This is a genomic window from Streptococcus sp., from assembly GCF_032481935.1.
Taxonomy (GTDB): domain Bacteria; phylum Bacillota; class Bacilli; order Lactobacillales; family Streptococcaceae; genus Streptococcus.
This window is the reverse complement of the sequence record NZ_JAWERU010000003.1, coordinates 1-25,138: the sequence shown is the minus strand read 5'-3', so window position 1 is coordinate 25,138 and position 25,138 is coordinate 1. Positions and strand designations below refer to the sequence as shown.

At 41.3% G+C, this 25,138-nt stretch carries 28 protein-coding genes; 3 read left to right on the top strand and 25 right to left on the bottom strand.

The window, feature by feature from the left end; translation table 11 throughout:
• Positions 1 to 203 precede the first annotated feature (203 nt).
• The 11 genes from E7C97_RS00940 to E7C97_RS00890 form a co-directional block, all read right to left on the bottom strand.
• Positions 204 to 1,535 carry a hemolysin family protein gene (locus E7C97_RS00940; RefSeq protein ID WP_316107709.1) on the bottom strand — a complete coding sequence of 444 codons (1,332 nt, stop codon included), beginning with the start codon at positions 1,533 to 1,535 and terminating at the stop codon, positions 204 to 206.
• Between the two features lie 373 nt (positions 1,536 to 1,908).
• On the bottom strand, positions 1,909 to 2,739 hold the full coding sequence (locus E7C97_RS00935) for a DNA/RNA non-specific endonuclease (protein WP_316107708.1): 831 nt from the start codon (positions 2,737 to 2,739) through the stop codon (positions 1,909 to 1,911).
• Between the two features lie 46 nt (positions 2,740 to 2,785).
• The gene (locus E7C97_RS00930; protein WP_080980079.1) at positions 2,786 to 2,980 is read right to left on the bottom strand and encodes a DNA-directed RNA polymerase subunit beta; all 195 of its coding nucleotides are present in this window, start codon (positions 2,978 to 2,980) and stop codon (positions 2,786 to 2,788) included.
• A complete protein-coding gene (gene murA, locus E7C97_RS00925) occupies positions 2,967 to 4,253 on the bottom strand; it encodes a UDP-N-acetylglucosamine 1-carboxyvinyltransferase (RefSeq protein ID WP_316107705.1) in 1,287 nt (428 codons plus the stop codon). Before murA ends, E7C97_RS00930 begins: the two co-directional genes overlap by 14 nt.
• Before the next feature lie 25 nt (positions 4,254 to 4,278).
• A complete protein-coding gene (locus E7C97_RS00920) occupies positions 4,279 to 4,509 on the bottom strand; it encodes a DUF1146 family protein (protein ID WP_000615324.1) in 231 nt (76 codons plus the stop codon).
• A 56-nt stretch (positions 4,510 to 4,565) separates the two neighbouring features.
• Positions 4,566 to 5,603 carry a SepM family pheromone-processing serine protease gene (locus E7C97_RS00915; protein WP_316107702.1) on the bottom strand — a complete coding sequence of 346 codons (1,038 nt, stop codon included), beginning with the start codon at positions 5,601 to 5,603 and terminating at the stop codon, positions 4,566 to 4,568.
• Complete coding sequence (coaD, locus tag E7C97_RS00910; protein ID WP_316107700.1) at positions 5,587 to 6,075, bottom strand: pantetheine-phosphate adenylyltransferase; 489 nt, start codon at positions 6,073 to 6,075, stop codon at positions 5,587 to 5,589. Before coaD ends, E7C97_RS00915 begins: the two co-directional genes overlap by 17 nt.
• Entirely contained in the window at positions 6,065 to 6,604 is a 540-nt protein-coding gene (gene rsmD / locus E7C97_RS00905; protein WP_316107697.1) for a 16S rRNA (guanine(966)-N(2))-methyltransferase RsmD, read from the bottom strand. Before rsmD ends, coaD begins: the two co-directional genes overlap by 11 nt.
• Before the next feature lie 60 nt (positions 6,605 to 6,664).
• Entirely contained in the window at positions 6,665 to 7,657 is a 993-nt protein-coding gene (gene asnA / locus E7C97_RS00900; protein ID WP_316107696.1) for an aspartate--ammonia ligase, read from the bottom strand.
• 97 nt (positions 7,658 to 7,754) lie between these two features.
• Entirely contained in the window at positions 7,755 to 8,438 is a 684-nt protein-coding gene (locus tag E7C97_RS00895; protein ID WP_316107694.1) for a Bax inhibitor-1/YccA family protein, read from the bottom strand.
• A gap of 53 nt (positions 8,439 to 8,491) precedes the next feature.
• Positions 8,492 to 9,232 carry an RNA methyltransferase gene (locus E7C97_RS00890; protein ID WP_316107692.1) on the bottom strand — a complete coding sequence of 247 codons (741 nt, stop codon included), beginning with the start codon at positions 9,230 to 9,232 and terminating at the stop codon, positions 8,492 to 8,494.
• A gap of 33 nt (positions 9,233 to 9,265) precedes the next feature.
• On the opposite strand from E7C97_RS00890, the gene E7C97_RS00885 reads away from it, so the two are divergent.
• Together E7C97_RS00885 and yidC are read left to right on the top strand one after the other, a co-directional pair.
• On the top strand, positions 9,266 to 9,544 hold the full coding sequence (locus E7C97_RS00885) for an acylphosphatase (protein WP_001174501.1): 279 nt from the start codon (positions 9,266 to 9,268) through the stop codon (positions 9,542 to 9,544).
• Between the two features lie 77 nt (positions 9,545 to 9,621).
• Positions 9,622 to 10,548: a membrane protein insertase YidC gene (yidC, locus tag E7C97_RS00880; RefSeq protein WP_316107689.1), complete on the top strand. Its 927-nt coding sequence runs from the start codon at positions 9,622 to 9,624 to the stop codon at positions 10,546 to 10,548.
• A gap of 83 nt (positions 10,549 to 10,631) precedes the next feature.
• Here the strand turns inward: yidC and pflA are convergent, their stop codons facing one another.
• The 13 genes from pflA to E7C97_RS00815 all read right to left on the bottom strand — a co-directional run bounded on the left by pflA (position 10,632) and on the right by E7C97_RS00815 (position 22,871).
• Entirely contained in the window at positions 10,632 to 11,426 is a 795-nt protein-coding gene (gene pflA / locus E7C97_RS00875) for a pyruvate formate-lyase-activating protein (RefSeq protein ID WP_075228310.1), read from the bottom strand.
• Positions 11,427 to 11,559: 133 nt separating this feature from the next.
• Positions 11,560 to 12,813 carry a diaminopimelate decarboxylase gene (locus tag E7C97_RS00870; RefSeq protein WP_316107685.1) on the bottom strand — a complete coding sequence of 418 codons (1,254 nt, stop codon included), beginning with the start codon at positions 12,811 to 12,813 and terminating at the stop codon, positions 11,560 to 11,562.
• A gap of 72 nt (positions 12,814 to 12,885) precedes the next feature.
• Complete coding sequence (gene purR / locus E7C97_RS00865) at positions 12,886 to 13,710, bottom strand: pur operon repressor (RefSeq protein WP_006146682.1); 825 nt, start codon at positions 13,708 to 13,710, stop codon at positions 12,886 to 12,888.
• Positions 13,711 to 13,918: 208 nt separating this feature from the next.
• Positions 13,919 to 14,860 carry a 3'-5' exoribonuclease YhaM family protein gene (locus E7C97_RS00860; RefSeq protein ID WP_000703215.1) on the bottom strand — a complete coding sequence of 314 codons (942 nt, stop codon included), beginning with the start codon at positions 14,858 to 14,860 and terminating at the stop codon, positions 13,919 to 13,921.
• Complete coding sequence (gene rmuC / locus E7C97_RS00855; RefSeq protein ID WP_316107678.1) at positions 14,850 to 16,106, bottom strand: DNA recombination protein RmuC; 1,257 nt, start codon at positions 16,104 to 16,106, stop codon at positions 14,850 to 14,852. Before rmuC ends, E7C97_RS00860 begins: the two co-directional genes overlap by 11 nt.
• Before the next feature lies 1 nt (position 16,107).
• Entirely contained in the window at positions 16,108 to 16,770 is a 663-nt protein-coding gene (locus tag E7C97_RS00850) for a thiamine diphosphokinase (protein WP_316107676.1), read from the bottom strand.
• The gene (gene rpe / locus E7C97_RS00845; RefSeq protein WP_316107673.1) at positions 16,733 to 17,389 is read right to left on the bottom strand and encodes a ribulose-phosphate 3-epimerase; all 657 of its coding nucleotides are present in this window, start codon (positions 17,387 to 17,389) and stop codon (positions 16,733 to 16,735) included. Before rpe ends, E7C97_RS00850 begins: the two co-directional genes overlap by 38 nt.
• A gap of 10 nt (positions 17,390 to 17,399) precedes the next feature.
• Positions 17,400 to 18,278 (bottom strand): ribosome small subunit-dependent GTPase A, encoded by an 879-nt coding sequence (gene rsgA / locus E7C97_RS00840; protein WP_316107671.1) that lies wholly within the window; start codon positions 18,276 to 18,278, stop codon positions 17,400 to 17,402.
• Between the two features lies 1 nt (position 18,279).
• Complete coding sequence (rsmA, locus tag E7C97_RS00835) at positions 18,280 to 19,152, bottom strand: 16S rRNA (adenine(1518)-N(6)/adenine(1519)-N(6))-dimethyltransferase RsmA (RefSeq protein ID WP_075228315.1); 873 nt, start codon at positions 19,150 to 19,152, stop codon at positions 18,280 to 18,282.
• A gap of 19 nt (positions 19,153 to 19,171) precedes the next feature.
• Positions 19,172 to 19,885, bottom strand: a complete 714-nt coding sequence (locus E7C97_RS00830; protein ID WP_075228316.1) for a dimethyladenosine transferase — start codon at positions 19,883 to 19,885, stop codon at positions 19,172 to 19,174.
• A gap of 89 nt (positions 19,886 to 19,974) precedes the next feature.
• The gene (locus E7C97_RS00825; protein ID WP_316107667.1) at positions 19,975 to 21,402 is read right to left on the bottom strand and encodes an SseB family protein; all 1,428 of its coding nucleotides are present in this window, start codon (positions 21,400 to 21,402) and stop codon (positions 19,975 to 19,977) included.
• A 132-nt stretch (positions 21,403 to 21,534) separates the two neighbouring features.
• A complete protein-coding gene (gene rnmV, locus E7C97_RS00820; RefSeq protein WP_075228318.1) occupies positions 21,535 to 22,098 on the bottom strand; it encodes a ribonuclease M5 in 564 nt (187 codons plus the stop codon).
• The gene (locus tag E7C97_RS00815; RefSeq protein ID WP_316107664.1) at positions 22,095 to 22,871 is read right to left on the bottom strand and encodes a TatD family hydrolase; all 777 of its coding nucleotides are present in this window, start codon (positions 22,869 to 22,871) and stop codon (positions 22,095 to 22,097) included. Before E7C97_RS00815 ends, rnmV begins: the two co-directional genes overlap by 4 nt.
• 154 nt (positions 22,872 to 23,025) lie before the next feature.
• Between E7C97_RS00815 and E7C97_RS00810 the strand changes: the two genes are divergently transcribed.
• Positions 23,026 to 24,870, top strand: a complete 1,845-nt coding sequence (locus E7C97_RS00810) for an APC family permease (protein WP_060956227.1) — start codon at positions 23,026 to 23,028, stop codon at positions 24,868 to 24,870.
• Positions 24,871 to 25,052: 182 nt separating this feature from the next.
• On the opposite strand, the gene E7C97_RS00805 is transcribed toward E7C97_RS00810, so the two are convergent.
• On the bottom strand, positions 25,053 to 25,138 hold an 86-nt coding region (locus tag E7C97_RS00805; protein ID WP_316107726.1), incomplete at its 5' end, for a bL34 family ribosomal protein.

Genomic DNA, 25,138 nt, shown 5'->3' with positions numbered 1-25,138 from the left:
CTTCAGCATCTTCAATTTCAAAATCAAAGAGTAGCAACAATCTGACCGTGTATTCGTTTTTCAAAATCGGTACACTATAAGTCACATCCACCCAATGCTCATACCCTGAATCCGCCTTTATATTATCATAGACTCCTACAGGAGTCTTTTCTTTTTAACTAATAGAAAAGCTTTATCAGTTCTGCTCTGATAAAGCTTTTGTTTTATTCTGTTTCTTCTTCTGATTCGAGTTCTTGGATTTGAACCTTAAGCTTGGTTACACGTCCATTTTTGACCTTATCATTGGTTAGGGTGATATGCTTATTGCTACTTTCTAACTCATAGCTAAGTTTTTCTGATGTTGGAATAGTTCCCACGCCAGTCAAATAGTAACCAGCGATCGTATCTACATCATCACTTTCAAGTTCAACATCAAAGTAGTCATTGAAGTCATTTAAATTCATTGTACCTTGGACGATATAGGTATCTTCACCAATTGTATGAACATAGACTTCAGCTCTGTCAGTTTCATCATCAATCTCACCAACAATCTCTTCGAGCAAGTCTTCAAGAGTGACCAAACCAGCCATTCCCCCATATTCATCGAGAAGAATAGCCATTTGTCTTTGTGAATTTCTCAACTCTTTTAATAAATCATCCACAAAAATGGTTTCAGGTACAAAGAGTGGATCTTGTAAGATTCGCTTCCAGACAATATTGTCAAACCCGCTGGCAAAGGCTTCTTTAAGGAGACTCTTAGTATGAATCAATCCAATAACATTATCCTTATCTCCATCATAAACAGGAATACGAGAAAAGTTCTGTTTTAAGATACTTTGGATAATGGTCTGAGTGTCATCTTGAATATCTACCATGAAAGCATCTGTTCGAGGAACCATGACTTCACGTGCCATGAGCTCATCTAGCGAGAAAATCCCTTGTAACATTTCAATTTCATCAGCATCCAAGGTTTCTTCACTCTTAGACAACATGTACTCAATCTCATCACGAGTCATTTTTTCATCTGCATCGTCAAATGTCATAGGTGTCAATTGACTCAAGAGATTAGTTGATGCTGAGAGCATCCAAACGAAGGGACTCACAATCTTACCAAGAGCAATAATAAACGGTACTGTTCTGATAGCCAAGGCGTCCTTAAGATTTAGAGCAATTCGCTTAGGATAAAGCTCGCCAAAAACAATAGAAATATAGGTCAAGAAAGCTAATGATAAGAAGCTAGCTACCGCATAGGCAGTTTCGCTATTTCCCATCCAAGAGGCAATCAACTCTCCAAGTGAATCTGCTAGTTTAGCCCCTGACAAGATTGTAATTAAGGTGATACCAACTTGAATGGTTGATAAAAAGTGATTCGGGTTTTCAAGTACCTTTAGTAAACGGATATAGCGTTTATCCCCCTCCTCAGCTTTTTGCTCAACACGTGAACGACTAAGTGAAACCATGGCCATTTCTGTTGCAGAGAAAAAGGCATTTAAAAAGGTCAAAACAACTAATAAAACAAATTGCAGTAACAAATCCTGACTGCTCGGGTCTTCCATTTTCCTTCTCCTAAAAAGTATAATTGAAACTATTATACCATATTTTCCAATTTCTACACATTAATTTTCAATTTCTATGATAAAGAGTCGCGGAATAGAGAGCAGCAATCCAAGTCCTGACACCCTAGTTCAAGCCTTGTGAATCTTCAAAAATGCTCTTTATACTATTCAAACTGCTCAACGTCGCCTTGCCGTATATGTGTTACTGACTTCGTCAGTTCTATCCACAACCTCAAAACGGTGTTTTGAGCAACCTGCGGCTAGTTTGCTCTTTGATTCTCATTGAGTATTAAAGCAAAAAACAACCAATCGTGTCAACAGTTCATGACTAATAAAAAACGAGGTTGGGATTTCCTCTCAACCTCTTGAACAATTAGTTATTTTTTGTGACTGTGACCTCACCTGTTCGGTAATCTAACTGAATTCCCTTTTGGACATTTGGAATCACGACATTAAACTCCAATTCTCCATCAGAGGACTTGGCTTCAATCTGCGATGCGGACGGCACCAAGTCTTCCTCAGACGCATAGAGCAACGTCACACGGTAACGCACTCGTTTATTCTGATCTAGGGCTTTTCGAACCAGACTTTCATAGTAGTTTTGGCCTGTGGAATCTTCTGCACGCGCTTGGTTGGCCCAAGCTGTCTGTACGGCAATATTTTTAGGATTGCTGGTAGAAGCATCAAAGCCATCTAAGCCACCTATCAAGGCATAACCTAACAAGTGTCCTCTATCAACTGCGTGATTATAACTTCCTTTTAGGTTCTTAACCTGATGCCAACCCGCAGGCGTCCAAGATGTTGAACCATTGCCAGTTTCTTCACGGTCCTTGTACTGTCTTGTTGCCTTTGACATGATTGCATTCGCTACTGTGGGAACTGTCTCTCCTCCTACAGTTTTTGTCTTGTTATCCGCATAGGGTTTGCTTGAAACCTTAGCATCCAGATTGGTTTTATTGTTATTGACGATAAAGGCTCCTGCGCCATTCCACTCTAGCGTGCCCTTAATTTGTTTTTTAACCGAATCTGTTAGGACACTTTCTGCCAGTTCTTGACTTGGAGTATCAGACGACTGTGATTTTTGTTTTGCTTGTGTTTGTGGTGCAGTGTTGGAAGACTGCATTTGTTTAATATAGTAGCTTCCTGCTGACAAGAGCAAAAAGAGCAAGAGGCCAATTAGGGCCTGTCTTGTTTTTTTGTTCATACTTTCTCCTTCATTTCACTTTCTAGAAAAAGACTGGTCTCCCAGTCTATTTTCCTGTAAATTTTGCGATGAGTTCTTGCCATTTTGCTGGTGCTAAAATAGCCCAAGGATCTTGACCTTTTCCTAGAATACCATAGCCAATCATCAAACCAATAGCAAGAGCTAAGAATCCTAGTAGTAATACTACAATTACTAGGATAAAGCGACGTAAGACATATTTGGATTGTTTATTCATCTTCATCAGCTTCCACACTTACCCGTTCAATCTTAGCTCCTAACTGGGCTAATTTTTCATGAAAACGGTAGTAACCTCTATCTAAATGGACAAGCTTTCCTACAACTGTTTCGCCTTCAGCTACCAAGCCTGTCAAAATCAAGGCTGCACTGGCACGTAAGTCTGTCGATAGAACTTCTGCACCTTGGAGAGGCTGTCCTCCGACGATACGGGCTGTATCACGGATGATTTCAGAGTTCAAACCCATACGACGCATTTCCTCTAAATGTTGGAAACGATTCTCAAAGACTGTCTCTACCATGGTTGACTCACCTTGAGCAACAGTCATCAGAGCAGTGAACTGCGCTTGCATGTCTGTCGGAAATCCTGGATGTGGAAGTGTCTTAACGTGGACAGCCTTTAATTTTTCACGTTGAGAACGAATACGAATTCCTTCGTCCTCATCAATGACTTCAACACCCATTTCCTGTAATTTAGCAATCAAGGGACGATTGTGTTCCCAAATGGCATCTTGAATCAAGACATCTCCACCTGTAATGGCAGCTGCTACCATGAAGGTCCCTGCTTCGATTCGGTCTTGTACAACATTGTGGGTTGCACCGTGTAGTTGCTCAACACCAGTAATCGTCACAGTTTCAGTTCCTGCACCTTTGACCTTGGCACCCATTTTATTTAGGAGAACAGCTAAGTCGACAATCTCAGGTTCACGCGCAGCATTTTCAATGACTGTAACGCCGTTAGCAAGAGTTGCCGCCATCATCAAGTTTTGAGTAGCACCTACACTTGGGAAGTCCATGTAAATGTGAGCTCCGTGCAAGCGTTCTGCCTTAGCTTCGATATATCCTGCCGTTTGAGTAATTTGAGCCCCCATCGCTTCGAGTCCCTTTAGGTGAAGGTCGATAGGGCGACTACCGATAGTACAACCACCTGGCATAGAAACTTTAGCATGTCCTACACGAGCCAAGATTGGCCCCAATACCACAATAGAAGCACGCATTTTGCTGACATACTTATAGGGAGCTTCTTCTGTGATGTCACCGGTTGCATCAACTTCAACAATATGTGCTTCTTGATCAAAGTCTACTTTCGCATTTAATCCACGAACCACCTGATTCATGGTAAAAACATCCGATAAAATAGGAACATTTTTTAAGACCGTTTTTCCTTCACTTGCTAAAATAGTTGCTGCAAGCAGTGGCAAAACTGCATTTTTTGCGCCCTCGATGGTAACACTTCCAACCAAACGATTATCGCCACCTTGAACTACAATTTTTTCCATAGAGTATTTTCCTTCACTTACAATTTTAGAATAGTGTTCTAACTGCTTCTTGCCAAAGTTGGTAGAGATTTAGGAAAAAGGAACTAATCAGATATCCTAAACCGATACTACACAATACTACCAAGAGTCGAACCTTCTTCGCATTATCCTTTGTCACCTTCAAAATTTGATCCCATCTGACCAAATCTTTCAAGAGCTGAAAGACTAGGTAGACAAAAAACATATGACTACTAAGGGTAAAAAACAATTGAATCATTTGCCTATTATACCATCTTCTTTTTTTCTAAGCTAGTTTAGGGATTCGCCTACTGTTTAGGGATTGTTTTTCAAATAGTCAATCGCATCTTGAAGCGTTTTGACTGGAACGATTTTCATGTCTGTTTTAATCATTTGAGCTGCTTCGAGAGCTGTGTCATAATTACTCTTGGCATTTGGATTTGCTTTTTTAGCTTCTTCAGTTACTGGATTGTTAGGAGCAAAGAATACAGTTGCTCCTTTCTTAGCTGCGGCCACAACCTTTTTATCAATTCCACCAATATCACCAACATTCCCATCTCTGTCGATACTTCCTGTACCAGCAATGATGCGTCCATTTCGAAGAGTGGGATCTGCAATTTGCGTATAGATGGATAGACTAAACATCATCCCAGCACTAGGACCACCAATGCCTGCAGTTGAAAACTTGATTGGCACATCACTAGATACTTCTGTGCGGTCAATCAAGCCGATTCCGATACCATTTTTCCCATTTTCTAGAGTAATGATCTTTCCTTCGGCAGTCTTGACTTTTCCATCCTCCTCATAGGTAACCTTAACCTGATCACCTAGAGTTTGAGAATTAACGTAGTCAACCATCTCCTTGGAGCTCTCAAAAGTCTTGCCATTCACAGCTGTTACGGTGTCAGCAATATTAAGAACTCCCTTGAAAGTCGAGTTATCTGTTACAGTCAAAACATAGACACCCAGATATTTGAGCTCTATTTCCTTACCAGCCGTCTTCAGACCTTGATATTTAGCCATGTTTTGCGAAGTTTCCATGTAAAACTGGTTGATTCGCATAAATTCTGCATCTGACGAACCACCCGTCATCTCTTTGGCACTATGTATGTCCGTAAAAGGTGTTAGCCAAGCATAGACTAAGTCAACCAGTCTAGCGTGCTTAACTCCAACCGTCACAAATTGGTAGGAACCTTCCTCTTGGTCAGGTTGGTTATTAACTTGTAAAACCTTTCGAATATCTTCAGAAGTTCCTGGCACCTCGATATAATAAGGCAGGGGCACCGTAAAAGCGATAAAAGTGATAATGAGCCCAATAATGAGATATAAGGGCCATCTAGTTTTTTTCTTCATTGTTTAACTCCTCTAGAACAGCATTTGGTACATACCCGCTGATATCTTGACCAAATTTCAATAGTTCTCTCACAGCCGAAGAGCTGATGTATACATGCTCTGGGCGACTGTGGAGATAGATTGTCTCCATTTCTCCCGCTAGTTGATGGTTGTAAAAATCAAAACTAGCTTCATACTGAAGATCTGTTGCATTACGCAAGCCACGCACCAAGACCTCTGCACCTAATCTTCTAGCAACATCAACGACTAATTCATCGTGAGAAGCTATGACTTGGACATTTTTGAGATGTGCTACTGCTTTTTCCACAGTTTTCTTTCGACTCTCTATCGGTAAAAATCCCGTTTTATGAGGATTATAAAAAATTCCTACATACAATTGATCAAAGAGCTTACTTGCACGCTCAATGAGATCCAAATGTCCATTGGTCATCGGATCAAAAGAACCTGTAAATAGCCCAATCTTATCTGACATAAACCGTCACCTTACTAATCCCATATATTTTTTCCTTCCAGATGCCCAAACAAGCGATTTCTTCTGGAAGTTCTACTGATTTATCGGTCTCACATACCACCATGACATCCTCTGAAAAAAGATTTCTCTCTGCCATTTTTTCAATATCTGACACGATTTGTTCTTTTGCATAGGGAGGGTCCAAAAAAATAAGATCAAAGACACCATCAACCTGTTCTAATGCACGACTGGATTCCATTTTCAACAATTGAAACTTAAAGGTTTCCTTAGTCATTCGGATATTTTCTGCGACTATATTCTGGGCTCGACGATCCTTCTCGACCAGAACGGCACTGGACATCCCTCTTGAGACCGCTTCGATGGATAAACCACCACTGCCAGCATAAAGATCTAGCACACGTCCTCCTTCAAAGTAGGGGCCAATCATATTAAAAATAGCGCCCCTAACCTTATCTGATGTTGGCCTTGTCGTTTTACCGTCCAGCGTCTTTAAAGGACGCCCACCGTAGATTCCTGATACGATTTTCATACCGTATATTATACCAAATTCTTATCAAAAAAAGAAAATCGAACCTTACGGCTCGATTGATTAAAGAATATTTTCGTAGGTGTCTCTCACTTCTTGTGGCCAAACACTGGTTTGGACTTCACCGATGTGCTTCTTACGAAGTAGGAACATAGCCATACGAGATTGGCCAATTCCTCCACCAATTGTCAATGGGAAGAGTCCATTTAGGAGAGCTTTATGCCATTCTAAAGTTAGACGGTCTTCATCTCCTGTGATAGCTACTTGGCGACGGAGGGTGTCTTCATCGACACGAATGCCCATTGAAGACAATTCAAAGGCTGCACCCAAGTTATCATTCCAAACAAGGATGTCCCCATTCAAGCCATGATAGCCATTTTCAGACTCAGTTGTCCAGTCATCATAGTCTGGTGCACGTCCGTCATGAGGTTTTCCATCTGGCAATTCTCCACCGATACCAATCAAGAAAACAGCACCAAATTCCTTACAGATAGCATTTTCACGTTCTTTTGGTGTCAAGTCTGGGTAGCGTTCCACCAACTCTTCAGTATGGATAAAGGTAATTTGTTTAGGTAGAATTGACTCAATATCGTAGCGAGCTTCTACTGCTAACTCTGTCAAACGAATAGCCTTATAAATCTTTTCTACCGTTTCTTTAAGATAGGCAAGATTGCGCTGTCCGTTTGGAATAACTTTTTCCCAATCCCACTGGTCTACATAGACTGAGTGAGTCGCATCTAATGAATCTTCGTCTGGACGAAGAGCCTTCATGTGAACAAAGAGGCCTTCTCCTTCACCAAAACCAAAACGTGCTAAGGTATGGCGTTTCCACTTAGCAAGGGAATGCACCACTTCATAGGTTTCATCTGGGATTTGCAAAACCTTAACAGAAACTGGATGTTCAATCCCTGAAAGGTTGTCCTGCATCCCGTCCCCAACCTTACTCAAGATTGGCCCCTGCACTTCCACAACTTCTAATTTATCTTTCAAATACTGGGTAAAGGTATTTTTTACAAAGGAAATTTCTTCCTGTTGATGGATAAAACTTTTCTTCATACATCTCTCCTTTTGAATAATAAGATGATTATACCCTTTTGCCAGTAAAAATAAAAGTAAAAATTTAAAAAAAGAGCTCATTTGAGCTCTAAAAGTATTAATCGTCACTTCCAAAGATACGCAAGAAGCTAAGGAAAATGTTAATAAAGTCGAGGTAGAGACTAAGTGCCAATGAAATTGCCCAACCTGTAGCGACTTGACCATTTGATTCTTCATAAACATAGCGAATCTTTTGGTTATCCCAAGCAATCAAACCTGCAAAAACAAGAACCATGACAATACTGATAATGTAGTCGAAGAGGCCACTGTTTAAAAATACATTGACAATCATAGCCAAGATAAGACCCACCAGGGCTCCAATCAAAGCACGCCCGATACCACTCAAGTCCTTTTTAATCACAACTCCGATAATTGCCATGACAAAGAAGAGGGCAGCGCTAGAAATGAAAGCCGTTAGAACCGTTCCTGGTAGATAGAGCGACACGATGAAACTCAGTGAAAAACCGTTCACTACTGAATAGATGAGAAACATCGGAAGAGCTGCTGGGCTATTTTTATAAGCCATATTACTTGCTGCTATTACAAGAGCAACTTCAACTACTCCTGTTACGATTAACCATATGCGGGCGTTAAACATCAACTGAACAAGAAGGTCTTGGAAGGTCGTTAACATTAAGGCTGAAACAAGTGCAGATAAGGCGATCCCAATCCCTACAAAAGCATAAACTTTTGCATAAAATTGATTCAAACCTGAACGTTCTTGAATAATTGTTTGATTCATATCTTTTTCTCCTTATGAAATCTTTTTACTGATTATAACAAAAATAAATTGATTTAACTCAAATAAAACATGAGTATGCCTGCCGCAATGGCAACATTTAGACTTTCCGCCTGCCCTTTCATGCTGATGTGGACCAATTGGTCTGCCTGGTCTGTCATGAATGGACTAATCCCTTGACCTTCATTTCCCATGACTAAGACAAAATCTTCTAACCGAGCCAGTTCACGATAATCTTTAGAGTTCTGGGACAAGGTGGTTGCTAGAATTGGTAAACCGCTCTTTTTAGCTTGTTCCACAAACCCTTCGACAGACATGCGATAAATCGGTAAATGGAAATGACTGCCTTGCATGGAGCGAAGAGTCTTGAGACTGTATATATCAGCCGACTTGCTGGAAACGATGACTCCTGAAAAACCTGCCGCATCTGCCGTCCGTATCATGGTCCCTACATTTCCAGGATCCTGCACATCTTCTAAGAAAAGATATTTACCTGAGGTAAAATCCGGCAACAGCTCCTCTTCTTTTTGAACAATAGCTACAATGCCCTGAGGTGTTTGGGAATCAGCTAAATCGAGCAAGATTTCTTCTGTCACAAGGACAGTCTGAGGATAGTCTACTAATTTTTCACCATACTCTGCGAGAGCAAAAATTTTCTCAATCTTTGCACCTGCCTGAACGGCTTCTTCAAACAGATGCCATCCCTCAATCAGATATGAGGTTTTCCGATATTTTTTTTGATGCAATTTTTTGGCATTTTTCACCACAGAATTGGCTTTAGAGGTTATAATAGTCATAGAAATATTATAACACAATCAAGGAGGTTTGGTATGCAAAAGGTTAAAATGATCGCCCAAGGTCGCGTCCAAGGAGTGGGCTTCCGATGGGGTGTCTATACCCTAGCTCTAGAACTAGGTGGCATTACGGGTCGTGTCTGGAATAACGATGACGGAACCGTTGAAATTCTTGCCCAAGCAGAGTCTTCAGCCATCATGGCTAAATTTATCCAAGAGATCCGAAAAGGCCCTACCCCATTCTCTAAAGTAACCTATCTTGATGTTCAATTGAGTAACTTTCCATCTTATTCAGACTTCAAAGTCGCAAATTAGGTCTCTAGAACTATTGTATATTTTCCAAAAAAACAGTAGAATAGAAAGGTATAATTTTTAAAGAAGGAATAAAAACAGTGAAATCAATTAAACGAATCGCTCTCTCAGTCATGGGAGTGGCTATGCTATTAGTCTTGGCAGGTTGCGTTCAGATCGATAAAGCAACAGGTAAGCCAATTGGTCCCGTTTGGGATTTCTTGGGTGCTCCAATGGGAGAAGCTATCAAATACTTCGCTAATGATCAAGGTCTCGGTTTCGGTGTTGGGATTATCATCGTAACCATTATCGTTCGCTTGATTATCCTCCCACTTGGTATCTACCAATCATGGAAGGCGACGCTTCACTCTGAGAAGATGAATGCTCTCAAGCACGTCCTTGAACCACATCAGACTCGCCTGAAAGAAGCAACGACACAAGAAGAAAAATTAGAAGCTCAACAAGCTCTCTTTGCTGCTCAAAAAGAGCACGGCATCAGCATGTTTGGCGGCGTGGGATGTTTCCCTATCCTCATTCAAATGCCTTTCTTCTCTGCTATCTACTTTGCTGCCCAACATACTGAAGGAGTTGCCCAAGCAAGCTACCTAGGAATTCCTCTAGGCTCACCTAGTATGATTTTGGTTGCCTTTGCTGGTATCCTTTACTATCTTCAATCACTCCTTTCTTTACATGGAGTTGAAGATGAAACTCAAAGAGAACAAATCAAGAAGATGCTCTATATGAGCCCTCTCATGATTGTCGTGTTCTCTGTCTTCTCACCAGCCAGCGTTACACTTTACTGGGTTGTCGGTGGTTTCATGATGATCCTTCAACAATTTATCATCAACTACATCGTTCGTCCAAAACTTCGTAAAAAAGTACGTGAAGAATTTGCTAAGAACCCACCAAAAGCAAGCAAAACTTCAAGCACTCGTAAAGATGTAACCCCTGAACCAGCAACAGCTATCACAACTTCTAACAAGAAGAAAAACAAAAAACGCAATGCTGGAAAGCAACATTCTAGATAAAAAATAAAAGGCTTAGCTTAAATGCTGAGCCTTTTCTATAGTTGAAAAGAGGCCGAGAAAAAATCCCGACCTCTTCTTTCATTTTATCCATGTACACGTTTCATGTAATCTTGATAGCTTTCTGTATCCATCAATTCCTTAGCATTCTTAACACGTTCTGCTGTTGGAGGTTTAACTCCTTCAAGTGAGTACGGAATCCCAAGCTCACGCCATTTGAACTCACCCATTGTGTGATAAGGCAAGATTTCAAACTTATCAACATTTTTGAGAGTTTTCACAAACTTACCAAGTTCAATCAAATCTTCATCTCTGTCTGTCAATCCTGGCACTAGCACGTGACGAATCCAAACAGGTTTACCGATTTCTGACAAGTACTGAGCACAAGCCAAGATGTTTTTATTAGTTTGACTGGTTACAATCTTGTGTTGTGCTTCGTTGATTTCCTTGATATCAAGGAGAACCAAGTCTGTCACGGCCATTAACTTGTTGAACTTTTCTAGATAGCGTGGTTTGTTACGGAATGGAAGGGCACAAGTATCCAAGGTACAGTGGATACCCTTTTCTTTTGCCTTGGTAAAGAGGGCAATCAAGAAATCAATCTGCAAGAGGGCTTCTCCTCCGCTGACTGTGATACCTCCCTTGTCTCCCCAGAAACCACGATAACGAAGCGCTTCTTCTAGAACATCATCTACTGTTCGTACACGAGATTTATTGGTTTCCATAGCCCAAGTATCAGGGTTATGGCAGTATTGGCAACGCATCTGACAGCCTTGCAAAAAGACAATAAAACGAATTCCAGGGCCATCTACCGCCCCAAAACTCTCTGTCGAATGCACCATTCCTGTCACTTGTCCATAGTCAATTATTTCCTCAGACATATCGTTACCTTCCTTGAAAACGTTTTATAGTCTTTATTATACCATGACTGAAAAGAAAAACCACAGATTTTGCCTATTTTTTAGAAAACAATCTGTTTTTCACTTTCAACTTTCATGATTTTCAAAATATTTATTAATCCTTGTCAAAATCAAAGCCATAGAGAGTCGCAAAATAATCCTCTGGTCGCTCTGCTCGGCGGATCAAGCGTGCTCCACCGTCCTCTGTATAGAGAATTTCTGCCGAACGAAGCTTGGCATTGTACTGGTAGCCCATAGAGAAGCCATGCGCACCTGTATCATGAATGACTAACAAATCACCAATTTCTGTTTGAGGTAGTTCACGATTAACTGCAAACTTATCGTTGTTTTCACAAAGAGAGCCAACAACATCAACTACTTCAGTCTGACCATCAGGATGCATCATATTGGTGATGTGGTGATAAGCGCCATACATAGCCGGTCTCATAAGATTGACAGCTGACGCATCTACTCCTAGATAAGTACGATAGGTTTTCTTTTTATGAGTAACTTTTGTGACGAGAATGCCATGAGGTGCCAACATAAAGCGACCTAGTTCTGTAAAGATTTTAACCTGACCAAGACCTGCTGGTGTGAGGACTTCTTCATAAACCTGACGAACTCCCTCTCCAATCAAAGCAATATCATTAGGCTCCTGGTCTGGGCGATAGTTAACCCCGATACCTCCAGAAAGATTGATAAAGTCCAGTGAAATACCTAACTTTTCCTTGATTTCTACTGCCAATTCAAAAAGCTGACGTGCTAATTCTGGATAGTAGAGATGGGTCACTGTATTGGAAGCAAGGAAGGAATGAATCCCAAAGGTTTTAGCTCCCTTTTCTTTCAAGATGGCAAAGGCTTCAAAAAGCTGTTCCTTAGTCATCCCGAACTTAGCTTCACCAGGATTATCCATAATGTCCGTTCCCAGTTCAAATACGCCACCAGGATTGTAACGGCAAGAGATGATTTCTGGGATGCCTGCTGCACGTTCCAAATGCTCGATATCTTCAAAGGCATCTAAATTAATCGTCGCACCTAATTCACGAGCATAGGCATATTCTCTATCTGGGGTGTTATTAGATGAGAACATCATATCCGCCCCTGTAAACCCAAGCTTGTGACTCATCAAGAGTTCGACATAACTAGAACAATCCACTCCACATCCTTCTTCTTGTAAGATTTTCAAGATAGCTGGAGTTGGGGTCGCTTTAACTGCGAAGTATTCTTTAAAGCCCTTATTCCAAGAAAAGGCTTTGTTTACTGCGCGTGCTTTCTCACGAATCCCTTTTTCATCGTAGAGGTGAAAAGGGGTTGGAAACTCTTCGACAATCTTTTCTAAAGCTTCACGTTTAATAAATGGTGTTTTCATAGGACTCCTTCATATTCATTATCAAAGAAAGGCTGGGACGAAAGTTCCAACCTTTGTATTTCAAGTCAATTCTTATTTTTCTGTATCGAAGATATTTCCAACTTCAACAGCAATTTGTTGGTTCTTCACATCAATATTTGTGACTCTCAAGAGTGACTTGTAGTCGAACTGTTGTTCACGATCTTCCTGTGCATTATCAGCAAAGACAGCTACACCAGCCAACTCTGAATCAAACTCAGACAAGAGGCTAATCATCCCGTTAATGGTTCCTCCACCCTTCAAGAAGTCATCGACGATCAAGACACGACTTCCTGCTTTGAGGCTACGTTTTGAAAGGAACATCTTTTCGATACGGTCACTAGAACCTGAAACATAGTTGACACTAACAGTTGAACCTTCAGTGATTTTCAAGTCGCGACGGACAATGACAAATGGTACGTTGAGAACATTTGCCACTGCGTTTGCAAGCGGAACCCCTTTGGTCGCTACCGTCATAACAGCATCAATCTTCTGATCCATAAAGCTCTTGGCAATAATGCGACCGATATTTTTCAAAATAGCTGGAGTACTCAATAGGTCAGATAAATAAATGTAGCCACCCGGAAGAATGCGATCACTCTCTGAAAGTTTATCACGAAGCTCTTCGATAATCGTTTTAGACTCAAGGGGAGAGATCGATGGTGTAAAAATAACACCACCACCAGCACCTGTCACCGTTTGAATATGACCAATTTCAATTTCTTCGAAAGCACGTTTAATGATGACGATGTCTTCAGAAATAGACGATTTGGCAGATTCATACTTTTCCGCAAAGGTGTTGAGACTGGTTAATTTGTATGGATTGTTAATCAAGTAATTGGAAATGACAACCATCCGATCACTTCTTCTTAATTTCATTATATTTTTACCATTCTTTTTTATTTATACTCAATGAAAATCAAAGAGCAAACTAGGAAGCGAGCCGCAGGCTGTACTTGAGTACGGCAAGGCAAAGCTGACGTGGTTTGAATTTGATTTTAGAAGAGTATTAGTCTTTTTCTCATTATATCACACAAAAGCAAAAAAACGAACTTTATTGCCTAAATAAAGTTCATTTTTTTAGTTTCTAGTCTAATTTTGGCTTGTAGAAGGAACGATTGTCCATAGCAAAGACCTTATTGGTCATTTCTCCCTCATCAACAAGGGCCAGAGCTGTTGTCATCATCATCATGCTGGCATCCAAATTATCAATCATATGAATAATTTCTGCTTCCATCACTCGAGGACGAACTGGACTACCATACTCGAGGAGACCATGATGACTGAGAATGACATGGCGAAGAAGTACAACCTCTTCTCTGGTGTCATCAATGCCAAGCTCCATTACTGCTTTGGTAATCTCGCTATCAATCAGAGCGATATGACCAATAAGGTTTCCTCTTACTGTGTACTCTGTCTGGTCAGGACCTGTCAACTCAATAACCTTGGCAAGGTCGTGCAGCATAATCCCCGCGTAGAGCAAGCTCTTATTGAGCTGAGGATAAATATCTGCAATTGCTTCTGCCAAACGAACCATAGTGGCAGTATGATAAGCAAGCCCTGTTTCAAAGGCATGATGGTTGGTCTTAGCAGCTGGATAAGAGTAGAATTCCTTGTCATACTTGGTGTAGAGATTTCGAACAATTCGCTGCCAAATTGGATTTTCAATTTTAAAAATCATCTGCGCCATATACTCACGAATCTCTTTGGCATCTACTGGAGATTTAACCTTGAAGTCCGCTGGGTCATTTGGTTCGCCAGGTTGTGGTAAGCGAAGGGTGATTTGATTAACCTGAGGCGTATTGTTGTACACTTCACGACGACCTTGCATATGGACTACTTTCCCTGCTGTAAAGGTTTCAACATTGTGGGGTTGAGCATCCCAGAGCTTCCCTTCGATTTCTCCACTATCATCTTGGAAGGTGAAGGCTAGGTAATTTTTCCCAGCACGTGTCTGTCTCAGGTCAGCTGACTTGATCAGGTAAAAGCCTTCAAAAAGCTCATCTTTCTTCATGTGACTAATCTTCATATTCTTCCTCATCTTCTTGGAATTGGAGCAAATCAAGCGCAGGCTCACCTTCTGATAACTCAATGTGACGAAGCGTTCGCTCGATAGCTGTAGTACGACGATTTAATAAATCATCAATATTGCCAGAGGCATGTTGGAGATGTTTTTGTGCCTTGACCAGAATACCTCCAAACTTGCCAAACTCGGTTTTGACACTAGCAAGGGTTTTGCTAATATGGTCAGCACTCTTTTGGATATTGAGAGTTTTGAAGCCAACCGATAAGGAGTTAAGAAGAGCCGACAAGGTACTTGGACCTGCAACAATAATCTGTTCCTCCCGTCTCAAATCATCAAAGAAAATCGGATTGCGAACGATTTCCGAATAGAGACCTTCTGTCGGAACAAACAAGACTCCAAAATTGGTTGTCCGAGGTGGCGCCAGGTACTTACTCTTAATATCCTTAGCAAAATGCTTGACGCTTGCTAGGAGAGACTTACGACAGCGCTCAATCTCGTCCTTGTCACCTGCTTCATAGGCTTCTTCCAGACGGTAATAATCCGCCAATGGAAACTTAGAGTCAATCGGTAGATAAACATATTCTTGGTCGCCTTGCCCAGGCAACTTGATAGCGTACTCGACTCGCTCACTCGAATTTTCAACCGTTGCAAATTCTCGTTCATACTGGGCAGGTGTCATGATGTCTTCAATAATCTGCCCCAGTTGTAATTCACCTAGAATTCCTCGCGTTTTAGTTCCAGAAAGAACTTTATTTAGCGCACCGACATCTCGCGCAACAGTTTGCATTTCACCTAGGCCACGATTGACAGATTCTAGTTGCTTGGAAACTGTCTCAAAAGAGGCCTGCAAGCGTGTTTGCAAAGTCTTTTCTAACTTTTCCTCGACCGTTTGGCGCATTTGTTCTAAGCGTTGTTCATTTGATTCCTGCAAGGCCTGTAGTCGTTGGTCAGTCTTATCTCTGGTTTGGAGAAGGTTTTCGTTCATCTCTTGGCGCACCTGTGTCAGACCCTGGTGCAATTCAATCCGCACCTCCTGCAAACGGTCACTGACAGCCACTTCAAGATTTTTTTGATCCAGCTGACTAGCTTGTCGAGCTTGTTCAAATCGATAATCTAGCTGGTCTGATAGGTTATCTGCCTGATCCTCCAAGCTCTTGGTCAGATATTTTTCCTGCTTGTCCTGCCTTTGCCAAATAAGAAAGAGGCCGGCTAGATTAGCAACTAATAAAACAACAAGTAAACTTTCCATCCTACCTCCTATCTTTGCTATGCAAGACGACCACATAGCCATCTGGGCAAGTCACTGACACTTCCCTATCTATATATTCGTTAGAAGCATAAACTTTCTTAAAGAAAAAATTTTCCTCTGTCAGTTCATACTTGGCACCGAGTATTGTCAAACGACTATCCCTCACAGGCATAAAGGCCAAATAATCATAGTCCGAACGTGGTTCAAGTCGACTGATTCCTTCTGGGCAATAGCTAATCAAATTTTGCCCATCCTCAATCTCTATTTGACGCATATAGGGCGCCAATTTAAGATTGCTGGGTAGAAAGACATTAGCTAACATATGGTCAATGCGACCACCTAGGGCACCAAAAATAGTCACCTGAGCTTGCGGATTTTTTTCAAAAACAGTGAGAAGGGCTAATTCCAAATCGGTATCGTCTTTTTCTGGTTGGGCTTGAACAAACTGCTGGGCACGTTTTTGAATCAACTGACGTTCTTCTACAGTCACAGAATCAAAATCCCCAACTGCAAGAGCAAGAGGAAGTTTTTCCTCTAGTACCCAAAGCGAGCCTCGATCCACACCGACATAGCAATCAAAATCTGTTCGATAGTGACCACGGTCTCCACCAGCAAAAACTGCAACTCTAGTCCAGTTCTTTTCTGAGAGCTTGCACTCGTTCATTGACATCTCCCTTAAAGACATAGGATCCTGCTACAAAAACTGTTGCACCAGCTTCTTTGGCTTGAGCAATGGTTTTATCATCAATCCCACCATCCACTTCGATCTCAAAGTTCAAATCTTTTTCCTCACGAAGGGAAACCAATTCACGTACCTTATCCATGGTTTCTGGCAGAAATGCTTGCCCACCGAAGCCAGGATTCACCGTCATGACCAAGACTTGATCAACTAAGTGAAGCACGTGCTTGATAGACTCAACAGGCGTACCAGGATTGATGACTACCGAAGGTTTAACACCGAGAGAACGAATCTTTTGAAGAGCCCCATGGATATGAGGTGTTGCCTCGACATGGATGCTGATAATATCTGCTCCCGCACGCGCAAAATCTTCTAAATGATGTTCGGGATTTGATACCATCAAGTGGCAATCAAAGACCATCTTGCTGTGGGGGCGAAGACTTTCAACCACACCTGCACCAAAACTAATTTGGGGTACAAAGTGACCATCCATGATATCGATGTGGGCATATTCTGCCCCAGTTGCTTCTAGGCGTTTAATTTCACGTTCAAAGTTGGCATAATCCGCTGCCAGAATTGACGGAGCAATCTTGTATTGAGACATAGGTTTCTCCTTATTTTGGAATTTTTTTGCTGACTTTTTTATAGGTTTCTCTACGATTTTCAATCTCACTGAGGAATTGCAGGTAGTTGTCAAAACGGAAGTTCGCAATGATACCTTCTTCGACAGCCGGTTTAACCGCGCAAGAAGGTTCATGGGTATGGGTACAAGTACGGAATTTACAGTCTCGACTGACAGAGGCAATCTCTGGAAAAGCCTGATTGAGGTCTTCAGCCGTTGACACTTCATAGTCCAGTGATGAAAAGCCTGGTGTGTCCGCGATTTTACCCCCATTGAGGTTGTAAAAACTAACAGCTCGTGTGGTATGACGACCGCGACCCAGACTGTCTGAGATTTCTCCTGTTTCAAGATTAAGGTCAGGTGCGATTTTATTGAGGAGAGTTGACTTTCCAACACCCGTCTGCCCCATAAAGACCGTAACCTTGCCTGTCAACAAGGGTAAAAGTTCTTCTTTACTCGTCACAAAATCGTAACCAATAGCATCATAGGTTTTCTCGTAGAAATCCAGTTCTCTCTTATCCTCTAGTAAGTCCATTTTGGAAATATAGACAATAGGGTGAATGCCCTTGTGCTCCAAAAGGACCAAGAAGCGATCCAGCAAGTTGCTATTAAAGTCAGGTTCTTTAACAGACATGATAACCACAGCTTGGTCAATATTGACAATGGGTGGGCGAACCAGACTATTTTTTCGTTCATGAATCTTGAGAATATAACCTTCGGAATTTTCCTCCGCAGAAAAATCTACCCAATCTCCAACATAGGGCGTATGCCCCTTTTTACGGAAATTTCCACGCGCACGTGTTTGATAAACCTGACCCTCACTTTCCACATAGTAGAAGCCGGCCAAAGCTTTAATGATTTGTCCTTGCATCTTAGAGTCCTTGTCCTTTAAGCGCATCTGCTAGACTGGCAAATTCTTCTAAGCCAAGAGCTTCACCGCGTACACTTGGGGATAGTCCGGCCTGGTCCAAAGCCCTAGTCAACTTATCCTTAACTTCCTCAGTCTTGCCAAAGTAACCTGTCAAGTTATTCCACAAGGTCTTACGACGATGGGTGAAACTAGCCTTGGAAACCTTAAAGAAGAAGTTCTCATCTTTTACTGCTACAACCGGTTCTGGACGACGTACCATTTTCAGGATAGCTGAATCCACATTTGGTGCTGGCACAAAGACCGTACGAGGTACAATAAAGGCAACCTTAGCTGTCATGTAATACTGAACGGCAATCGACAAGCTACCGTAAGCCTTGGTATTTGGCTTAGCAGAGATACGATCCGCCACTTCTCTTTGCATCATGACCACAAACTCACTAAAAGGAATCCCACTTTCGATCAAGTGCATGAGAATAGGTGTCGTGATGTAATAAGGCAAGTTTGCCACTACCTTGATGGGCAAGTCAGGATTTTTGAAATTCTGGATATGTTGCGCTAGGTCAACTTTTAGAATGTCCTCGTTGACTACGGTCACATTGTCAAAATCCCGCAAGGTATCCGCTAGGATTGGTACCAAGCGATGGTCAATCTCAAAGGCCATAACTTCAGCTGCACGCTCAGCCAAAAATTCCGTCAAGGCACCAATACCCGGCCCGATCTCAATGACATTGACCTGGTCATCAATCTCAGCCGTATCCACAATTTTTTGAAGGATATTGGTATCCGTCAGGAAATTTTGCCCGAAGGACTTTTTAAAGGTAAAACCGTGACGCTCCAGCACTGCCTTGGTCACGCTATAATCTGCAATTCTCATTTATTCTCTTTTCTATTTATTAGCTAAAAATAATATATAAAACCCACATAATTCCTAGTGCCAACAAAATCCAAAACACTAAAAGAACACGAGGCTTGTTCCCTTTTGAATCAGATCCAGTCATATCAAGCACTTTCTTATCTTCTTGGGGGTTCGTTTTCTTCAGTTCATCCTGATAGGCAACCGAATCTAGAATATTGTCTTCTGGCAATAATTCTGAAGCATAATAATCAGGAAAGCCCATAGCAAGACCAATTAAGTTCTCTTCTGTCAAAGAAAAATCTAAATCTTTGGGTTGATTTTCCCGAATAGCCCGGATATTTTTTAACAGTTTATCAGAAACAACAGACACTTGGTCCATAAAAACAACATCTAAAAGATCAAATCCGAGCACATCACCGTCTTTGACGTTTGCAAGAATATAACGGACAAAGTCATCATATAGTTGCACGGATTGCGGGGCATTCTCTTCTAAAAAAGATCGGTTTTTGAGGGCATTCTGTTGGAATTTTTCAATAGAAAGCAAGATATCTACATTCTGCTCTTGGTAAAATCTTTCTGCTTGCTCTTCATCTTCTTCGAGTTTTTCTGCTGTTTTCCAGAGAGCAATCGGAGCTTTTAAATCTTCTTCATCCCAAAACAATTGCCAAAAATAGGGTATTGTGTAGATGCCTTCTGTTAAGATACGAGCTTCATTTCCGTTTTTTAAGTAAATATAACTTCTATTTGCCATATCATTTCCTTTCACAATCTTTGAAAAAGGTTAGTGGTTCAAGTAGGATGTAGATAAAACCATATAGTTTCCCAATGTAAAGAAACTCTCTAATCTTTAGCTCTGCCTTCTAGTTCCTCGCCAAGCTTTTGCATCTCTTTAAAAGCTGTTAGACTAACATAGGCACCCGCTTCATAATACTCCGTTGGATTAATGGCATAGTCAAAAATTTCAATCATGCCTCCTGCTTCTTCAATCATGCCATTCCATTTTTCGTCAAAGACCATTCGCAGGCGTTTCCAATCAGTAAATACCGGCACAGAGTTTCGCCCATCTTTTCCTTCTTTAACTGGAATGTTGAAACTAGAATCTTTTTCTAAAACGAAGGAATTTCCTTCCTGACTATCGCCCTTAAATTCCGAAGCCGCATCTAGAGGAATTAGGAATTTAGCTTTCGGTATAGCTTCTGAAAAGAACTTATAATAGAGCTTATAAATTACTTCTTCATCTTCTGTCGTCGGGCTATCCAATTGTCCCATCAACAGCATCCATCTTACCAAGTCAGGATTCATTACAGGAACTTGTATTTCTGGCAAATTAGAATAATCTGGTTTTTGAACCAAAGCCGAGGCACTGATGCTGACTTCCTTGGAATTAAAGATTGCTCCCAAGGCACCATTTAAGTAAAAGGCTATTCCAAGGAAATTCTCAATCCCTTTTTTATCTTCCGTATTTTCAATCAGTTTTACGACAGAGTTTGGTCGACTATCAATGGTTTCCTTGAATTGGCGATACCAAGATGGCGTCAAAAGCATGATCATGGGATCCGTACAGAGATACCCCTCTTCTCCCCTATCATAGGTCGTTGAGAAAAGATAGGGTTCGCCTGTTTTTTCCGAATAAACAGCATAAACTGCATCTGCTGCTAAGAGCTTATCTTTAACGATTTCCGCTAGGCGTTCCAACTTACGAGTGTTGGCTTGATAGCTTTCTTCACTTTCAGTTTCCTGATTTTGACGGCATTTCCATAAAAAGAGACGTAAAATCTCTACGCTGTCATCAAGGCTAGCTGCCAAATAGTCTTCATTAGTCAATTGACCTTCTTGGATGGCTACAAAAGCACGATACAGAGCATCTGAATAGCTTGATAATTTTTGCTCTTCCTCAACACCTGAACTAAAGAGCACACTTCCTTTTTTCAATTTATCCAAAGAAGGAAGCCTATCAACCACTAGATGCGCGAGAACTTCATCAGTAAGACTATCTGCATCTTTGTTTTGACTGCTAAGTTTTTTAACCTCTACAGTACCAAGAGCATCCATTCCTTGGTCAGGATTGCAAAACTGCAACTGATCCCCAACCTTGAGAGTCCCTTCTAAACTCCCAACAATCAATAATTGATTCGTTTCCTTCATTGGGAACAAATCTAAAACTCCAATACATGCATTGTTTTTAGATTCTTCTCTTTCTTTCTGTGCTTCAGCTATTTCAGTTGCCTCTGCAGTTTCCGTCTTTTTTAAAAAATCAAAGATTCCCATAACTTTTCCTCATTAACTCCACACAAGGCTAATCCTGTGGAGCACTTTTCTAATGCTTGCTATCAAGCCTGATTAAACCGTATATGATTACTTCTATTGTATCATATTCCCCCTACATTTTGGGACGGTTTCTCAATTCTCATACGATTTCATGGCATCTTCAACTTCAGCTAGACTGATGCCAAATAATTCTAAACGCTTGAGAAGTTGTTTACCATTGGAATAACCGATACGAAGATTCTCTCCTAGATATTCTCTGCGTTTTCGGCTGTCTGCTCCAGCTAGAAAACCAAGGCGGATCAAGTCACTACGGCTAATATCAAAGTCACTTTCTACTTCAAATTGCTCTGTTACTTGAGCCAGTGCTGTTTTCAAGTCTTCATAACTGGCATGTTCGATTCCTAGGGAACGTCCCTTGGTCTTGGACTTGGGAACAGCTTCATCACGTTTGAGAAAGGCGTGCTGAACTGTCGGAATGGCCGTCATAATCATCCGACGAATGCGCTCTCCATTAAAATCAGGATCTGTAAAGACAATCACCCCATGACGTTCGTGTAGACGTTGGATTCGTCCAAAATCTTCTTCATTGATAGCCGATCCGCGAGTCTCATAGGTCTCAACGTCAAAGTAACGTTTGAGATTGGCCGTATCATCACGTCCTTCGACTACGATGACTTGGGAAATTTTCTCTTTCATGATTTACGTTCCAATCCAAAGATTCGTTCTGCATTAGCACTTGTCGCAGCAGCCAATTCTTCTGTCGTCATGCCACGCAAGTCGGCTATAAAGTCCACTACATAGCGCGTGTAAGCTGTCTTATTTTCACGCCCACGCTTGGGTACTGGGGCTAAATAAGGCGCATCCGTTTCTACCAAAATCTTATCCAAAGGTAACTCTTTGGCTGCTTCCTGAATGTCTGTTGCTTTTTTAAAGGTCACCACTCCAGAAAAGGAAATGGTCATGCCAAGCTCCACAAACTTCTCGGCCCACTCCAGAGAACCTGAGAAGGAATGCATGATGCCGCCACGTGGACCAACTCCCTCACTCTTAATAATTTCATAGGTATCTTCGAGCGCATCACGTGTGTGAACCACAAAAGGTAAGTCCAGTTCCTTAGATAGCTGAATCTGACGACGGAAAACTTGTTCCTGTACTTCTTTAGGGGCTGTCATCCAGTGATAGTCCAAACCAATCTCCCCCAAGGCAATCACTTTGGGGTGTTTTAGTTTTTCCAACAAGTAATTCTCAACTTCCGTTGTATAGGTTCCTGCCTCTGTAGGATGCCAACCAATAGTCGCATAGAGTTGATCGTACTTATCTGCTAGTTCTAGCGCCCGCTCAATAGTCGGTTTGTCAAAACCAACAATATTCATCCGAGTTACACCCATTTCAGCCGCTAAGGCAAGTTCTTCTTCTTCGCGTCCCAAAAATTCTTCCACATTCAAGTGGGTATGAGTATCAAAAATCATTTATATTCCCTCGTTTTTTCTACCTTCTATTATACCAAAAAACTGCTCTCATCCTTATAGGAAAAAATATTTTAAAATCACTCACTTTTTCTTGACGACTTATTTTCATAGCAGTATAATAACTCTTGTTGAAATTTTCAGAAAAGGAAAGAAAATGTTTACGAAATTAAAATATACCTTTATTGGTCGTCCCCTTAAGTCCTTGACTGAAGGCGAGGGAGGACTACTTGGAAAAACACAGGCACTTGCAATGCTCTCAAGCGATGCCCTTTCATCTATCGCCTATGGACCTGAGCAGGTCGTCCTTGTCTTGGCTAGCCTATCTCCACTTGCTATTTGGTGGAGTCTCCCTATCGGCATTTTTGTCCTCTTGCTACTTGCTAGTCTAACCATTTCTTACCGACAAATCATTCACGCCTACCCTCAAGGTGGGGGTGCCTATATGGTAACACGAGAAAATCTTTCTCCTGAGCTCGGTTTGATTGCCGGTGGAAGCTTGCTTGTTGACTATATGCTAACAGTAGCCGTATCCGTGGCTGCAGGAGCTGATGCGATCACAGCAGCACTGCCTGCCCTCCACCCCTACAACCTCCACATCTCCATTTTTTTGGTCTGTTTACTCATGCTTTTGAATCTGCGAGGCTTGAGGGAATCTGCTAGTTCTCTGATGATCCCTGTCTATCTCTTTATCTTTAGCACGGTCTTCCTCTTATTGTTTGGTATCTTCCAACTATTGACTGGTTCTCTCAGCTATCATGCAACTTCTGCAATTGGTCAAACTGTCCCAAGTCTCTCAATCGTCCTGATTTTAAGAGCCTTTACCAGCGGTTCAGCTTCACTAACTGGAGTTGAAGCTATCTCAAATGCTGTTCCATTTTTCAAGACTCCCAAAGAGAAAAACGCAGCCCAAACGCTTACTATCATGTCTCTTATTCTTGGATTTCTCTTTGCAGGGATTACCTTCTTAAATTACTGGATGGGAATTACACCTCAACACGGAGAAACAATCCTCTCACAAATGGCTAAAGGAATTTTAGGGGATTCAGCTCTCGGTCAGATTGTTTATTATCTCTTCCAATTTTCAACTGCCCTCATCCTTGCCGTAGCTGCAAATACTGGTTTTTCTGCCTTTCCAATGTTGGCTTACAATATGGCTAAAAACAAGTACATGCCCCATCTTTTTATGGAAAAAGGAGATCGCCTAGGTTACTCAAACGGTATCCTAACCTTGGCCTTTGGCGCTATGATCCTTCTGCTCATTTTTAACGGAAATACAGAACGCTTGATCCCTCTCTATACTATTGGAGTTTTTGTTCCTTTTGCACTTTCTCAAACAGGGATGATTCGCCACTGGAAAAAAGAAAAAGGTTCTCATTTCTTAAAATCTGCCTTTGCAAATATCCTCGGTGCCATCATTTGTTATGCTATCGTTCTTATCTTACTCTTCTTCAGACTTGGAGATATCTGGCCCTTCTTCCCAATTATCCTAGTCTTAACCTTCCTCTTTTTGTCTATCCACAGTCATTACCAAAAAGTGGCCAAACAGCTTCGACTTTATGAAGGAATTCAAAAGAAAACCTACGATGGCAATGTCGTCCTTGTCTTAGTAGGAAATGTCACTCGAGTCAGCGTCGGAGCGATTAATTACGCGCAAAGTATTGGAGATGAGGTTTTGGCGATGCACATTTCCACCAAGGAAACTGAGGAAAAAGACCAAGAAATCCTCCAAGAATTTGCCGACTACTTCCCAAATATCACTCTAAAAAACATTAATACTAGCTATCGCGATATCATCACACCAACAGTTCGCTATGTTCGAAAAATCTCTCAAGAAGCCAAGAAAAAGAACTACACAGTCACAGTTCTAGTACCTCAATTTATCCCTAACAAACCTTGGCAAAATATCCTCCACAATCAAATGAGTCTCAAATTAAAATATGCTCTCAGATGGCACGAAGATGTCGTCGTTGCCAGCTACTCTTATCATTTGAAAGAATAAAGAAAAGCTCAAAATCAGAAATTCACCTTCTGATTTTGAGCTTTTTTCTATATGTCTCCTTTCCAATACATCTGCTGAAGTTTTTATTCTAAAAAAGGTATTTTAGAAAATTCACTTTTTTAGGCAACAGAAAAGCCAGTAGACTCGAGTTCCTACTGACTTCTTTGTTGAATTCGTTTGGATTATGCAGCCAAAACTTTGCGTCCTTTACGACGACGAGCTGCCAATACGCGACGACCGTTTTTAGTTGACATACGGTTACGGAATC

Bases quoted from the DNA above. Each gene is read 5' to 3' on its own strand.
- E7C97_RS00940 (WP_316107709.1), bottom strand. From the start codon at position 1,535: ATGGAAGACCCGAGCAGTCAGGATTTGTTACTGCAATTTGTTTTATTA.
- murA (WP_316107705.1), bottom strand. From the start codon at position 4,253: ATGGAAAAAATTGTAGTTCAAGGTGGCGATAATCGTTTGGTTGGAAGT.
- E7C97_RS00825 (WP_316107667.1), bottom strand. From the start codon at position 21,402: ATGGGAATCTTTGATTTTTTAAAAAAGACGGAAACTGCAGAGGCAACT.
- asnA (WP_316107696.1), bottom strand. From the start codon at position 7,657: ATGAAGAAAAGTTTTATCCATCAACAGGAAGAAATTTCCTTTGTAAAA.
- E7C97_RS00815 (WP_316107664.1), bottom strand. From the start codon at position 22,871: ATGATTTTTGATACTCATACCCACTTGAATGTGGAAGAATTTTTGGGA.
- E7C97_RS00810 (WP_060956227.1), top strand. From the start codon at position 23,026: ATGTTTACGAAATTAAAATATACCTTTATTGGTCGTCCCCTTAAGTCC.
- E7C97_RS00850 (WP_316107676.1), bottom strand. From the start codon at position 16,770: ATGAACGAGTGCAAGCTCTCAGAAAAGAACTGGACTAGAGTTGCAGTT.
- E7C97_RS00930 (WP_080980079.1), bottom strand. From the start codon at position 2,980: ATGAAGATGAATAAACAATCCAAATATGTCTTACGTCGCTTTATCCTA.
- E7C97_RS00870 (WP_316107685.1), bottom strand. From the start codon at position 12,813: ATGAAAACACCATTTATTAAACGTGAAGCTTTAGAAAAGATTGTCGAA.
- purR (WP_006146682.1), bottom strand. From the start codon at position 13,710: ATGAAATTAAGAAGAAGTGATCGGATGGTTGTCATTTCCAATTACTTG.
- rnmV (WP_075228318.1), bottom strand. From the start codon at position 22,098: ATGAAAGAGAAAATTTCCCAAGTCATCGTAGTCGAAGGACGTGATGAT.
- pflA (WP_075228310.1), bottom strand. From the start codon at position 11,426: ATGTCTGAGGAAATAATTGACTATGGACAAGTGACAGGAATGGTGCAT.
- E7C97_RS00860 (WP_000703215.1), bottom strand. From the start codon at position 14,860: ATGAAGATTAGTCACATGAAGAAAGATGAGCTTTTTGAAGGCTTTTAC.
- rpe (WP_316107673.1), bottom strand. From the start codon at position 17,389: ATGTCTCAATACAAGATTGCTCCGTCAATTCTGGCAGCGGATTATGCC.
- E7C97_RS00920 (WP_000615324.1), bottom strand. From the start codon at position 4,509: ATGATTCAATTGTTTTTTACCCTTAGTAGTCATATGTTTTTTGTCTAC.
- coaD (WP_316107700.1), bottom strand. From the start codon at position 6,075: ATGTCAGATAAGATTGGGCTATTTACAGGTTCTTTTGATCCGATGACC.
- rsmA (WP_075228315.1), bottom strand. From the start codon at position 19,152: ATGAGAATTGCAGATTATAGCGTGACCAAGGCAGTGCTGGAGCGTCAC.
- E7C97_RS00885 (WP_001174501.1), top strand. From the start codon at position 9,266: ATGCAAAAGGTTAAAATGATCGCCCAAGGTCGCGTCCAAGGAGTGGGC.
- E7C97_RS00935 (WP_316107708.1), bottom strand. From the start codon at position 2,739: ATGAACAAAAAAACAAGACAGGCCCTAATTGGCCTCTTGCTCTTTTTG.
- rsmD (WP_316107697.1), bottom strand. From the start codon at position 6,604: ATGAAAATCGTATCAGGAATCTACGGTGGGCGTCCTTTAAAGACGCTG.
- E7C97_RS00895 (WP_316107694.1), bottom strand. From the start codon at position 8,438: ATGAATCAAACAATTATTCAAGAACGTTCAGGTTTGAATCAATTTTAT.
- rsgA (WP_316107671.1), bottom strand. From the start codon at position 18,278: ATGCAAGGACAAATCATTAAAGCTTTGGCCGGCTTCTACTATGTGGAA.
- E7C97_RS00830 (WP_075228316.1), bottom strand. From the start codon at position 19,885: ATGGCAAATAGAAGTTATATTTACTTAAAAAACGGAAATGAAGCTCGT.
- E7C97_RS00915 (WP_316107702.1), bottom strand. From the start codon at position 5,603: ATGAAGAAAAAAACTAGATGGCCCTTATATCTCATTATTGGGCTCATT.
- E7C97_RS00890 (WP_316107692.1), bottom strand. From the start codon at position 9,232: ATGACTATTATAACCTCTAAAGCCAATTCTGTGGTGAAAAATGCCAAA.
- rmuC (WP_316107678.1), bottom strand. From the start codon at position 16,106: ATGGAAAGTTTACTTGTTGTTTTATTAGTTGCTAATCTAGCCGGCCTC.